Annotated in this window: 13 protein-coding genes; 4 read left to right on the forward strand and 9 right to left on the reverse strand. The window is 60.5% G+C overall.

Annotated elements, in window-relative coordinates; translation table 11 throughout:
- Positions 1-28 precede the first annotated feature (28 nt).
- From DNK06_RS18695 to DNK06_RS18720, 6 genes are read right to left on the reverse strand one after another with little or no spacing between them, the layout of a single operon-like run.
- Positions 29-343, reverse strand: coding sequence for an NIPSNAP family protein (locus DNK06_RS18695; RefSeq protein WP_131181506.1), 315 nt, complete (start codon positions 341-343; stop codon positions 29-31).
- Positions 340-1,170, reverse strand: a complete 831-nt coding sequence (locus DNK06_RS18700; protein WP_131181507.1) for an alpha/beta fold hydrolase — start codon at positions 1,168-1,170, stop codon at positions 340-342. The genes DNK06_RS18695 and DNK06_RS18700 overlap by 4 nt, the downstream gene beginning before the upstream one ends.
- The gene (locus tag DNK06_RS18705) at positions 1,167-2,243 is read right to left on the reverse strand and encodes an LLM class flavin-dependent oxidoreductase (protein ID WP_131181508.1); all 1,077 of its coding nucleotides are present in this window, start codon (positions 2,241-2,243) and stop codon (positions 1,167-1,169) included. Before DNK06_RS18705 ends, DNK06_RS18700 begins: the two co-directional genes overlap by 4 nt.
- A 33-nt stretch (positions 2,244-2,276) precedes the next feature.
- Positions 2,277-3,788: an aldehyde dehydrogenase gene (locus DNK06_RS18710; protein ID WP_131181509.1), complete on the reverse strand. Its 1,512-nt coding sequence runs from the start codon at positions 3,786-3,788 to the stop codon at positions 2,277-2,279.
- A 14-nt stretch (positions 3,789-3,802) separates the two neighbouring features.
- The gene (locus tag DNK06_RS18715; protein ID WP_242674721.1) at positions 3,803-4,987 is read right to left on the reverse strand and encodes a flavin reductase family protein; all 1,185 of its coding nucleotides are present in this window, start codon (positions 4,985-4,987) and stop codon (positions 3,803-3,805) included.
- Between the two features lie 31 nt (positions 4,988-5,018).
- On the reverse strand, positions 5,019-5,600 hold the full coding sequence (locus DNK06_RS18720; RefSeq protein ID WP_131181510.1) for an amino acid synthesis family protein: 582 nt from the start codon (positions 5,598-5,600) through the stop codon (positions 5,019-5,021).
- 203 nt (positions 5,601-5,803) lie between these two features.
- Here DNK06_RS18720 and DNK06_RS18725 point away from each other — a divergent pair, with 203 nt between their 5' ends.
- The 3 genes from DNK06_RS18725 (at position 5,804) to tal (ending at position 9,725) form a co-directional block, all read left to right on the forward strand.
- Positions 5,804-7,570: a helix-turn-helix domain-containing protein gene (locus DNK06_RS18725; protein ID WP_131181511.1), complete on the forward strand. Its 1,767-nt coding sequence runs from the start codon at positions 5,804-5,806 to the stop codon at positions 7,568-7,570.
- A 151-nt stretch (positions 7,571-7,721) separates the two neighbouring features.
- On the forward strand, positions 7,722-8,732 hold the full coding sequence (dusA, locus tag DNK06_RS18730) for a tRNA dihydrouridine(20/20a) synthase DusA (protein ID WP_131181512.1): 1,011 nt from the start codon (positions 7,722-7,724) through the stop codon (positions 8,730-8,732).
- A 66-nt stretch (positions 8,733-8,798) separates the two neighbouring features.
- Complete coding sequence (tal, locus tag DNK06_RS18735; protein ID WP_131181513.1) at positions 8,799-9,725, forward strand: transaldolase; 927 nt, start codon at positions 8,799-8,801, stop codon at positions 9,723-9,725.
- Between the two features lie 60 nt (positions 9,726-9,785).
- Here tal and rssC read toward each other — a convergent pair whose 3' ends face one another.
- Positions 9,786-10,271: an anti-sigma factor antagonist RssC gene (gene rssC, locus DNK06_RS18740; RefSeq protein WP_131181587.1), complete on the reverse strand. Its 486-nt coding sequence runs from the start codon at positions 10,269-10,271 to the stop codon at positions 9,786-9,788.
- Between the two features lie 8 nt (positions 10,272-10,279).
- Positions 10,280-11,464 (reverse strand): two-component system response regulator RssB, encoded by a 1,185-nt coding sequence (rssB, locus tag DNK06_RS18745; RefSeq protein ID WP_131181514.1) that lies wholly within the window; start codon positions 11,462-11,464, stop codon positions 10,280-10,282.
- 208 nt (positions 11,465-11,672) lie between these two features.
- Between rssB and DNK06_RS18750 the strand changes: the two genes are divergently transcribed.
- Positions 11,673-11,972, forward strand: a complete 300-nt coding sequence (locus DNK06_RS18750) for a PilZ domain-containing protein (protein ID WP_131181515.1) — start codon at positions 11,673-11,675, stop codon at positions 11,970-11,972.
- A 95-nt stretch (positions 11,973-12,067) separates the two neighbouring features.
- Here the strand turns inward: DNK06_RS18750 and DNK06_RS18755 are convergent, their stop codons facing one another.
- Positions 12,068-12,727 (reverse strand): MlaA family lipoprotein, encoded by a 660-nt coding sequence (locus DNK06_RS18755; protein WP_423228070.1) that lies wholly within the window; start codon positions 12,725-12,727, stop codon positions 12,068-12,070.
- Positions 12,728-12,911 lie beyond the last annotated feature (184 nt).

Raw genomic sequence — 12,911 nt, forward strand, 5'->3', positions numbered from 1 at the left:
GTGGCCTCTTGGCCATGCTCTTTTATATTCATTGCAACGGGGAAAAGTCGGTCGGTAACAGGATGCGATTCTCCGAATTCTCGATAAGGGCCGTGAGCCTGGGAATGAACGCCTGCCAGCGAGGATCCAGAGCCAATAGCTGGCGGCGGTGTTGCCGATCCTCGAAGCTGTCGTAGGCCCACAAGTGGACGATATGGCTCAATGGGCCGATTTCAGTGACGAAGTAGCCGATCAGGCGCCCGAGTATCGGCTGCTGAATCGCCAGGCCTTCTTCGCGTACCAGCGCAAGGTACCGGCCCATCTGCCCCGAACGGATGCGATAGATGCGTTCTTCGAGGATCATGCCCGATCCCTGCTTGCCGTCGTCGCTTGCAGTAGGAAGCCCTGCATCATCGACGCCACCAGTTCCGGTGCCTCGGTCAGAATCGAATGGCGCAAGCCGGGCAGAATGCACAGGCGCGATCCTCTTATGCGCTCATGCATGAACGATGCCATACGAGGATTGGAGCCGGCATCGTCAGCCCCGGTGGCGATCAGGGTCGGGCAACGGATCTGCTCGATCACATCGCCGAAGTCGTTCTGCGCCAGTACCCTGTAGGCCGCCGCATAACACTCGGGGTCATTCTGCGCGTTGCGCTGGCGTAACTGCGCGACCAGCTCAGGGTTCTTCATCTGAAAGTCTTCGCTCAGCCAGCGCGACAGCGAAGCGTCGTAATGCGAGCCGGGATCCCCCGTCTGCAAGGCGTCCAGTCGCGCCAGCACGCGCGCTTGTTCATCCTCGTTGCGCCCAGCGACGGTGGACAGCAACACCAGCCGACGAACCCGCTGCGGATGACTCAAGGCAAGCCGTTGCGCGATCAGGCCACCCAAAGAGAACCCGGCCAGATGAAACCTGAGAAAGCCAACGGCATCGGCCAGCGCCAGTGCTTCATCGACCATCTCGTCGATCTCATAACGGCCCTTGAGCCGCGTCGAGTCGCCGTGACCGCGCAGGTCAAAGGTCAATACCGTGAAATGTTCCTTGAGCCGCTGAACCACGCCCTCCCAGGCCAGCAGGCTGGATCCGACGCCATGAATGCACAGCAGCGGCTCGGTGCCGGCACCGTCGACACGATAATTCAAGGTGACCTTGCCGACATTCAGTCGGCGATCCCGTGCGAGGCCGCTCATAGGCTCAGCGCCCGTTGCCGGTCGCGCTGATGCCCACGCTCGGCGAAGAACGGCATGACTTCATCGATGAACAGGCGCAACGTCTGCCTCTGTTGCTCGAACGGCAGGTTGAAACTCAGTCCCAGGCAGTACTGGTCGACCCCGGCCGCCTCGTAGTCCAGCAATTTCTCGATGACCTCCTCGGGCGTACCGAACATCAGGTTGCGACGAATGCTTTCCGGGTTGTAGTTCTCCTTGCCCTTCACGCTCTCGAAGGATACGGCTTCAGGAAAACCATCCCTCACCGTGCCGATGTTCTGCATGAGGTTCTCGAAGGTGCGCCCGAAATCCATGCTGTGGCGCACCGGCACCTCCCAGTCATCGGGTTTGGCGTACACACACGTACGCCGCTGCATCATGAAACGCGGACGCGGCATTTCGGGATGATCGGCCACGGCCTTTTCGAACTTCTCGCTGAGCACCCGGATTTCAGCGGCAGGCAGAGAAAGCGGCGTGGACATGATGTTCGCACCGATACTCAAGGCCCAGTCGAAGGTGCCCGGATCACGGGCCGCCACCCAGATCGGCGGGGTCTTCTGCAAGGGCTTGGGCACGGCCGCGGTCAGCGGGAAATTCCAGTAATGTCCCACATGGGCGTAATCTCCCTGCCAGAGCTTCTGCACCGCCGGCAGCAGTTCCTTCATGTAGCCGACGCCTTCACGCTGCTGCACACCGGGGTTCATGCGGTCGAATTCATACTGGTAAGAGCCGCGAGCGATACCGAACTCCAGACGGCCATCGATCAAGTGATCGCACAGCGCGGCTTCGGCAGCCAGGCGGATCGGATTCCAGTACGCCGCCGCGAGCGTGCCGGTGCCGAGACGAATCCGCTGGGTGTGCTGGCCGAGCCAGACCAGGGTCTGGAACGGGTTGGGCGCAATGGTGCACTCGAGCGTGTGGTGCTCGGATGTCCATAGCGTTTCGAAACCACCTTCATCGGCCATCCGCGCAAGCTCCAGCACGTTGGCGATGACGGTTTTCATGGACACATTCGGCGACGAGCGTTCCATGCTGATGGCAACTGCGAATTTCATGCGTATCCCCCTGGGCAGACGCTTGGTGGAGAATCAGCGCAGACGGATCACGAACGGATCCTGCATAGCGCCGGAATAATCAATGACGATGTTCTTCGCGCGCGAGAATTCGCGCATCACGTCGAAGCCGCCGCGGCGCCCGTAGCCGCTGTCCTTGAAACCGCCATTGGCGGACATGTAGGCGGCCGAGCGATAGGTGTTGATCCATACCGTGCCGGCATCGATGCGGCTGGCGAAGCGCATGGCACGATCGATGTTCTGGGTCCACACGCCCGAGGCCAGACCGTAGGGTGTGTCGTTGGCCAGGGCGATCATTTCCTCTTCCGAGGAGAACGGCGCCACACCCACCACCGGGCCGAACAACTCGTCGCGCATGAAAGTCATGTCGTTGCTGGCATTGGCCATCACCGTGGGCTCGAAATACCACCCCTGGGCCAACTCGGAACTGGCTGGCCGCTTGCCCCCGACGGCTACGCGCGCGCCCTGGCTCGCGCCCGAGGCCACGTAATGCTGGAGCTTTTGCAGTTGTGCCTGCAACGCCAGCGGGCCGATGTCAGTACCCTCCTCCATCGGATGACCGACGGTGATACGTTGCGTACGGGCTACCAGCGCCTCGACGAAGCGCTCGTAGATGCTGGCCTCGACGAAGCAACGTGATCCCGCCACGCAAGTCTGCCCGGCAGCGGCGAATACGCCGGAGACCACACCGTTGACCGCTTTTTCGATATCGACGTCGGCGAACACCACATGGGGCGATTTACCACCCAGCTCCATCTGACAAGGTGCCAGGTTGTTCGCCGCATTGCCGGCGATGCGCCGCCCGGTGTCAGTGCTGCCGGTGAAGACGTACTTGTCGACATCCGGGTGCCGGGTCAGGGCTTCACCGGTGACGGCGCCACCGCCGCTGACCACGTTGACCACGCCCGCCGGGAAGCCGGCCTGCATGATCAGCTCGGCCAGCGCCAGGGTCGACGCAGTGGCATGTTCGGAGGGCTTGATGACCACGGTGTTGCCGATGGCCAGGCATGGCGCGAGGGTGCCGGTCAGCAGCATCAGCGGTGAATTCCACGGGGTGATCATGCCGATCACACCCAGCGGCTCGCGAATATTGAAGTTCAACTGGTCGAGCTTGTTCACCGGAATCGTGTCGCCTTGCAGCTTGTCCGCCATTCCTGCGAAGTAGGTGTACGAGTCCGGCAAGGCCCGCATCTGAGCACGCATCTCACGTAGCAGCTTGCCGTTGTCCCGAGTTTCCAGCAGGGCCAGTTGCTCGGCGTTCTCCAGCACCAGCTCAGCCAGACGGCGAACCAGCTTGCCACGCTCGGTCTGGGTCATGCGCCGCCAGGCGGGGCTGAGGAATGCCTGGCGGGCGGAGCGCACGGCACGATCCACATCACCGGCATCGGCCTCGGCAAACTGATACCAGGCCTGCCCGGTGGTGGGGTCGAAGCTGTCGACATAGCGGCCGCTGCCGGGGGCTGTGTATAGCCCATCGATGAACAGGTCGAGGCGCTTACCTTCGAGTGAGTGAACCGTCGTTTTCATGAGCCTTCCTGCTGTCACAGTTGTTGGTCGCGGGCGAAATCCGCCCAGGTTCGGGCCGTCCCATCGATCACCGCCACTCTTCCGCCATCGCTTGAGCCCATGTAAATGCTGAAACGCTGGTCTTTGCGTTCACGCACGTAGCGGCGCACCACCGAACGCAACTCATTGCTCGGCATGAGCTCGTAGGGAAGCTCGTCGATAGAGAAGAAACGCAGTGAATCCGGCAACTCTTGCAACGAGCTGCTGGTATCCAGCTGCGCGCGGTAGACCAGATAGCCCGGGTCGATATCGTCGACATCGAATACCGAATAAAGAAAGGTGGACTCCGGCAGCAGCATCAACGAGCCCTGTTCCACCGGCAGCTCGGTATTGCCGCGGCTGCGCCCCGAGACCGGCAACTCCCAGCCACCCTTGCCATCGGTGCGGAATAGGATCGAATCGTCGCTTTCTATCAGGTATCCGCGGATCATGCCGTGGGAATCCAGCCACTTGGCAGGCAACGGCTCCTTGATGCTGGCGTAGCTACCGCGGCAGAAGCACAGCGGCCGTTTCGGACTGGTGCCGAACGCACGAACCTGACCGATCAGCACAATGTGATCCCCGGCTTCCATGCGCTGATCCACCGTGCAGTCGAACCAGGTCAGGCTGTCGACCAGAATCGGCGCTCCCGTGTGCACGATGTCGTGCTTGACGTTCTGGAATTTATCAGGCGATTTGGAAGCGAATATCGCCGAGGTATCCGTCTGTCCTTCGTGCAGCAGATTCACTGCAAAGCAGTCGCTGCTGGTAAAGGCTCCGTAGCTCAGCGCCGTCTTGCCGACGCACACCAGCAGCAAAGGCGGGTTCAGCGAAACGGAGGTAAAGGAATTGGCAGTCATGCCACGTGGCTGGCCGTCGACATCGTGAGTGGTGATGACAGTCACTCCGGTGGCAAAGGTGCCAAACGCCTGGCGAAGCGCACCAGGATCGATTGTTGCGTCGTTAGCGTGGGTGGTCGTACTCGACATCGAATCTGTCCTTTGTACTCGGGTATGAAAAAAGCCTAATCCCCTGCCTGCGCCTGCGCGTCCTGCGGAACGCCCCCTGTTCTTTACTAGCGCCACGAGCATTGGAAGCACGCTGCACATGGTCGATAGCGCGGTTTTCCACAACCCCAGGAAAGAACCGGAAGCCAGCTCAGCGATCAGCTTCCGGGTCATTCAGGTCGCTGGCGTAGCGGGCTCAATGGTTCTACCTTTGCGCTTCCATCTCGGCCATGTCCTGGAACCGGTCGGCAATACGCGGATGCGGGCGCGAACCATCGGCCGCACCAATGGCGATCAGCACCTCGTCAGGCCCCGGGGCATCGGCGATTTGGAAATTGGCGGTAAGAAAGTGCGAGCGCTTGCCGGTAGCGCTCTTGTGCACCATGGGTAGCGAGATCAGCGCGCCCGGTGCATTTCGCACGTTGGTAAAGCTCAGAAACGCCGTACCGTCGACCGCCTCGCGGAACATGTTGCCAAAGCGCAGGGTATGGATCAGCGCGGATGCATGTTCGATTTCGCCGTTGACGCCAACACAGGCAGCCTTGCCATAGGCTTCAACCTTGTCGGCCGGCATCAATGCCACCAGACGTTTGGTCAGCTCTTCACCCAGCGTCGGTGCCAGACGCAGGATTTCCGGTCGCAGGTCTTCGACGAAGCCCTGGCCGGCCCACGGGTTTTTCAACACCGCAGCCACGACGATCATGGTGATCGGTTGCTCGGCCTCCTTGCCACCTTCGATGAACGTCTGTTCGATGAAGGTGGAATACTTTCTTACGCGGGGATTCATGATGATCGTCGCTCTCTGGTCGATGAGTCGGTTTGCCGTTGGCAATGACCATCAGGTTAGGGAGCGCAAAACGAGACGTCTTCCTGCGTTTCGGCGCATAAATAGCACTAACGCTGCTACGAAAAGATGCAAACATTAACCTTATCGGCCACGCTAGCTTTATTTCCTGCCAGCCCGGTGAGGTAACCCGCTTGAATAGAACCATGCAATTGCAGTCCCTGCGCGATGTTGCCAGTCAGATCAACTCAGGGGGCGATCTGGGCGCCACACTGCGCCAGCTGGTGCGAGTCAGTTGCCAGCACACCGACTGGACGCTGGGCTCCATCATGTCGATCGATATGAGCCAGGGCTACGCCTACGTGGTCGCCCGTCACGATCCGACCTTGCTGCATCGTCCACTCAGCGATCGCTGGGAACTGACTTCGAGCCCCTCCGTCATCGCGTTGCAACGCAACGAACCGGTCTATATCCGCGACGTCCGCGAAAGCGAGTACGCGGGATATCGCATGGAATCCTACGAACGGGATTACCGCACCGTGCTGGTCATGCCGATGAGCTGCCGGGATTTCGAAGGGCGGCCAATGGTGCTGAGCGTGGTGTCGCGCGAGATCAAGGATATCAATGATGACGACCAAGCATTTTTGGGGATGATCATCCATCTGGGTGCCATCGCCGTGGAGCGCGAACGGCAATTCGAAGCTCAACGCCTGGCTGCCGAACAGCTGCAACAGGCACTGCGCGTGCACACTACCCTGCTGGAGCATGTGTTGGCGGAGGACTCGGTTTCTTCGCTGTCGTTGATGGTCTGCGACCTGCTGCCAAGTCCGTTGATCGCGGTTGACTTCACCACCAATCAGGTCATCGCCGGGCGCTCGCCAGATGCCTTGCTGTTCGATGATCCGGGCTGGCAGAATGCCGCCGCCGGGGTACTCAATTCGCAGATATCGAAAGCCTGCCGCGAAGCCCTGAACAGCTCACTGCGCAGCTCGGTGAACCTGTTCCTCGACGACGGCACGCGCACCTTCACGTCCAAGGTGCAGATCGAGCCATTGACTGTCGATCACGAACTGGTCGGTGCGCTGATACTGTTCTCGGTGGCCCCGTCATTGAGCGAGCTGGATCAGGCGCTGCTGGACAGCGCGAAGTTCGCGCTGAGCGTGCAGATGATGCGCAGTTTCATTCGTTTCCGCTTCGAAACGCGCACGCAAACCGAACTATTCTTCGAGGTCATCGAGCGCCGCTGGCGTGACGCCGACGATGTCCAGCAGCGGGCTCAGCGCCTCTACATGACCTTCAATGCGCCGCAGCAAATGATCGTCGTCGACTTCTCCGATGGCGCCAAAAAGCCAGGTAATCAGTCCAACAACCTGCACCACAATGCCACCCGTATTCTGCAGCGGGCCGGAATTGCGTCCACCGTGATCGCCATCGACAAGGGCCTGGTCTGCCTGCTGCCGTTCGAGGGCGGCGCAGACAGGATCAACAAAGTCATGCGGCGCATGAGTGATGACCTGATGCACTATCTGGATGTCGAACCGATCATGGTGATCAGCACATGCTGCACAACGCTGAACGACTATCCCACCGCCTGGACACGCTGCCGCCGAATGATCGATATCGCCCGCTCCTTCGGACGAACCGGACCTCAGTCGGGCCAGGACTTCGGCCCAATGCCCTTGCTCATCGCAGCTGCCGGCGGAGAGGACATCCGTGCTTACGTGGCCGACAGCGTGGGTGCGATGATCGCCCACGACCGCCAGCACGGCACGCCCTACCTGGAAACCTTGTCGACCTATTTGCAACAATGCTGCCGTAACCAGGCCTGTGCCGACGCCATGGGCGTGCATGTCACGACTCTGCGCTACCGCTTGGCCCGTATTCAGGAACTGTTCGACATCGAGGTAGGTACGCCGGAACGAAGATTTGCTATCGAACTGGCAATTCGCCTGCAGAGGGTCATGGAAAACTGATAGAACCACGTTCAGTATTCGCTCAGCCGGATGAGGCCGGAGCTGCACGACGCCGCATAACCATATACCACCCAATACTACAGCGAGTTTGTCGAGTGCTAGAATGCAGCGCCAAATGCGGAAGCCGCCTGAGAATATCCGACGTACCGAAATGCAGCCAAACCCAACCTCAACACTAGCAACCCCGCATCCCGAACCATCCCGCCGCTTCTCCGTGGCGCCGATGATGGATTGGACGGATCACCATTGCCGTTACTTTCTGCGCCAGCTCTCGCGGCATGCCCTGCTGTATACCGAAATGGTCACCACCGGCGCGTTGCTGCATGGCGATACCCAGCGGTTTCTGCATTATCACGAAACGGAGCACCCGCTTGCGCTGCAGCTGGGTGGCAGCAACCCGGCTGATCTGGCCGCGTGCGCGCGGCTTGCCGAACAGGCAGGTTACGACGAGGTGAACCTCAACGTCGGCTGCCCCAGCGACCGGGTGCAGAACAACATGATCGGTGCCTGCCTGATGGCCCATCCGGCGCTGGTCGCCGAGAGCGTCAAGGCGATGCGCGATGCGGTGAGCATTCCCGTTACGGTCAAGCACCGGATCGGCATCGATGGGCGCGACAGCTATGAGCAGCTCCGTGATTTCGTCGGCCAGGTGCGCGACGCCGGTTGCTGCAGCTTCACCGTGCACGCGCGCATCGCCATTCTTTCCGGCCTGTCGCCCAAGGAAAACCGCGAGATCCCGCCGCTGCGCTACGACATCGCCGCACAGTTGAAGCGGGACTTCACCGAGCTCGAACTGGTGCTCAACGGCGGCATCAAGACCCTGGAAGCCTGCCAGCAGCACCTCGAAATCTTCGATGGCGTGATGCTGGGTCGCGAGGCCTATCACAACCCTTACCTGCTGGCCGAAGTCGATCGTCAGCTGTTCGGCAGCGAACGCCCGCCAATCAGCCGTTACGACGCCATGCTCACCATGCGCCCCTATATCGAACGGCACATGGCCGCAGGCGGTTTGATGCACCATGTCACCCGCCATATGCTCGGGCTGGCCCAGGGTTTCCCCGGCGCTCGACGCTTCCGCCAGCTGCTTTCGGCGGATATCCACAAGAGCGATCAGCCGCTGGCCATTTTCGATCAGGCTGCCGAACTTCTGCTGGGGCGCTAAGCCATTAGTTGAGCGCTACCTGAGGCTCAGGTAAGGTCATGGCACCCGAATCGACAAGGCCGCGCCATGACCTCCAAACTGGATCAACTCAAACAGCTCACCACCGTGGTCGCCGACACCGGTGACATCGACGCTATCGCCCGCCTCAAGCCAGTGGACGCCACCACCAATCCTTCCCTGCTGCTCAAAGCTGCAGCACTGCCGCGCTATGCCGAGCTGCTCAAGCAGGCGGTCAGCGCCAGCAAGGGCGATGTCGACCTGGCCAGCGACCGTTTTGGCGTGACCGTTGGGCGGGAAATTCTGCAGGTGATTCCGGGGCGTATCTCCACCGAGGTGGATGCCCGTCTGTCCTTCGACACTCAGGCGACCCTGAGCCGCGCTCAGCGCCTGGTCGAGCTGTACGAGCAGGCAGGCGTCACCCGCGAGCGCATCCTGATCAAGATCGCCTCAACCTGGGAAGGCATCCGCGCCGCCGAGCAATTGGAAAAGGCCGGCGTACAGACCAACCTCACCCTGCTCTTCTCCTTCGCCCAGGCCCGCGCCTGCGCCGATGCCGGTGCCTTCCTGATCTCGCCATTCGTGGGCCGCATCTACGACTGGTACAAGAAAGCCGAAGGCCGCGATTATGTCGGTGCCGAAGACCCAGGCGTGCAGTCGGTCGCCCGCATCTACGAGTACTACAAGGCTCATGGTCACAAGACCGTCGTGATGGGTGCCAGCTTCCGCAATGTCAGCCAGATCGAACAACTGGCCGGCTGCGACCGCCTGACCATCAGCCCAGAACTGTTGCAGCAACTGGCAGATGACAACGGCACGCTGGAGCGCAAGCTGAGTGCCGAGATTTCCGGCAAGGGCGAAACGCAGATCGGCGAAAGCCAGTTCCGCTGGGAAATGAACGAAGACGCCATGGCTACCGAGAAACTCGCGGAAGGCATCCGTCAGTTCGCCCGCGATCAGGAAAAACTGGAAAAGCTGCTGGCAGCCAACACCTGAGCCGAAATGGAAACGGGGCGCCGACTCTATCGACGCCCCGCTATCGGCGGCAGTCGATCATCAGGGATGCTGTTCGAGGGCGCTGACCAGGTCATGAAAGGCCGCGCGGTTCGACTCGTTCAACCCCATCAGAATGCGGTGCGCTTCGAGCACGTGAGCCCGCACCACCTCTTCCGACTGATCCTGCGACGGCAGGTCGGCCAGGCAGTTCGGGCACTCATAGGGCTGGTCGATGATATTGAAAACCTGATCGAAGCCCATCGATTGCAGCAGACGGGTGATATCGGCGTGGGTGGTCACCACGGTCGGCAGCAGGCCAACCTTCTGCCGCGACAGAATCGATAGTTTGGCCAACAGCCCCAGGGTGGTGCTGTCGATGCTGCGCGTTTCCGTCAGGTCGATGACGATGGCGGAAAAATTCAGCGCGGTGAAAATCTTTTCGATTGTGGAATCCAGAGCCGAACACAAGGTCAGGCGCACTTCGCCGACGAACTTCAGGACGAAGGTACCGTCCTGCTCGGCGAACTGGATTCTACCGGGGCTTATCCCAGGATTCATGCAAGGTTCCTGCTTAACACCAGCAAGGCGATATCATCCGGCATCTCCGCCAGATTGGCCAGTCCAAACACGCTGCGCAACCCGTCCAGGGTTCCACCTGCTTCGCTCACCAGTTTCGGCAGCAAGGCTTCTTTTTCCTGCAGAGTGTCGCCAGGCAGCAGGTCAAGAATGCCGTCCGACAACAGGGTCAGGCTGAACGACTCCGGAAGATCGATTTCCAGATCGGTGTAATCCGCTTCGTTGAACAGACCGACGGGCAAGCCGCGGCCTTCCAGATAATGCGCTTCGCCACCGCTGTACATCACCGGCAGCGGCAGATGGCCGCCAATGCTGTAGGTCAGGCGATTGTTCTCTTCGTCGATCACCCCGCCAAGCATGGTCACGTGCTTGCCCAGCTTGCAGTTGATCAGCCCCCGGTTGATATGGCCGAGCACGTCCGACGGTTTGAACTCCGGAAGCATGCCATTGCGTCGAGACTCGTAGAGCAGGCGCGTGGTCATGAACTTGAGCAACACGGTGACGAACGCCGAAGAAGCGCCGTGACCGGAAACGTCTGCCAGATAAAAGGCGACTCGCCGCTCATCGACACGGAAATAGTCGACGAAATCACCAGAAAGGTAGAGCGAGGGAATGATCTGATGAGCGAAGGACAACCCTTCGTTTTCCCAGGGCGTGACGGGCAGCATGTTCATCTGCACCTGGCGCCCGGCGTTCTGGTCTTCCTGCAGCAGGTGCAGGCTGGCCTGCAACTCGCGGTTGGCGGTTTCCAGCTTTTCCCGGTAACGCTCGTTCTCCTGACGCAGATGCACGCGATCCAGGGCTCGACGTACCGAATGCTCGAGCACCGCGAGGTCTTCCAGAGGCTTGATCAGGTAATCGGCAGCACCGAGGCGCAAGGCTTCGACCACGTCGGCCATCACCCCGGCACCGGAGACCACGATGATCGGCGCGGCGATGTCCAGGGCATTGATCCGGCGGATCAGCTCGAGACCATCGACCTGAGGCATGCGCAGGTCGCAAATGACCAGATCCGGTCGTTCGCGCTCGAAGACTTCAAGACCTTGCGTGCCATTGCCGGCGAGCAGGATATTGAAGCCGCTGTCTTCCAAGTAGGCTGCAATGCTGGCGCGGACGACTTCATCGTCATCGATCAGCAGCAACGTGGCACTGGTTTTGTGCATGGGGTGTCCAGGCAAACTGCGCCGGGGATGGTTAGCGTAAACGCAGCCAACAACCTGCGCGGGTACACGGTTCGCGTCAAGGCGCAGACGGTACTCCCATCCTCAACACGATTCAACAGGCGCCGCTCGCTGCCGGGCGACTTTACACCTTAAATCAGTGAGGGTTATAAGAACCGCAGCAAAGCCCCACCACAATGAGGATAGCTTGATGAGCCAAAGTGATCGTGATTACGAGGAAAAGCGCGATTACATTCGCATGCGCCTGGAAACACAGGCGACGCTCCATCATGGCGGCCAGGCAATCCCGGCGCTGTGTCGCGACCTGTCGAGCACCGGTATGCAACTCGAGGCACAGTGCCAGGTGCAGGTTGGGGACAAGGTGCGCGTACTGATCCCTTCCGGGCACGAGGAGTTGAAAGGGCTGGAAACCGAAGCGGAAGTGGTGCGGGTGACGGATCTGGAAGGTGGCCGACAGATTCTCGGCCTGGCCGTGACCTCGATGAACTGAAATGAGCTGTAACGCGATGGTAGCCCCTCCATCGCGTCGCCATCCCAGCATCTATCCTTGCCTTCGAGCATTACCGTAGCGGTAATGCCTTGGCATCAGAAATCGTCTTCGACCTCACCATCACGCACCCGGAACTCACGGTTCTGCAGATAGGCGTTACGGATGAAAATGTACTTGTCCCCACTGATCATGCGTTCGGCATCCAGCAGGCTGGCGCGCGTGTCCACCACGTTGATGCCGCGGGTGACGTTGCGACTCGGCACGTGATCCATATAGGGATAAGGCGTGAGGAAGTTGTCCGGAATCCTGCTCGGCGCATCGCGCAGCGAGCTCGGGCCGAGCAACGGCAGCACCAGATAAGGGCCACTGCCCACGCCCCAGACGCCAAGGGTCTGGCCGAAGTCTTCATCGCTGCGCTGCAGGCCCATGCGGCTTGCCACGTCGAAGAAGCCAAGAACGCCCAGGGTGGTGTTCAACAGCAGACGGCTGGTATCCACACCGGCGTCATACGCCTTGCCCTGCAGCAGGTTGTTGGCCAGGTTGCCGACATCGCCGACGTTGCGGAACACGTTGTGCACACCGGTTTCGAGGAACTGCGGCGTCACCGCCTGGTAGCCCTGGGCCAATGGCTTGAGAGCGTAGGTATCCACCGTATCGTTGAAGCGGAAGATGGGCCGGTTGACCGACTCCCATGGATCTTCCGTAGCCGCCTGGCCTGCCAACGGCAGCACCATCAAGCCGGCACAGGCCAGCATCCGGCCGAAGTTCCCGATCCAATCCGATCCAATCAAACGCATTGCTGTTCTCCTAGGCTAATGAGCACGGTCTCTCCGGCAGCAGCGGCGTAGTATAAAGCCGCACGCGGGCAATAGGCAGAGCACTGATGCCCGACACCCTACGCGAGCCTGAGCCACTTCACATTACCGGCATCAGCAATCA

Source organism: Phytopseudomonas daroniae, from assembly GCF_004327285.1.
Lineage (GTDB): Bacteria > Pseudomonadota > Gammaproteobacteria > Pseudomonadales > Pseudomonadaceae > Aquipseudomonas > Aquipseudomonas daroniae.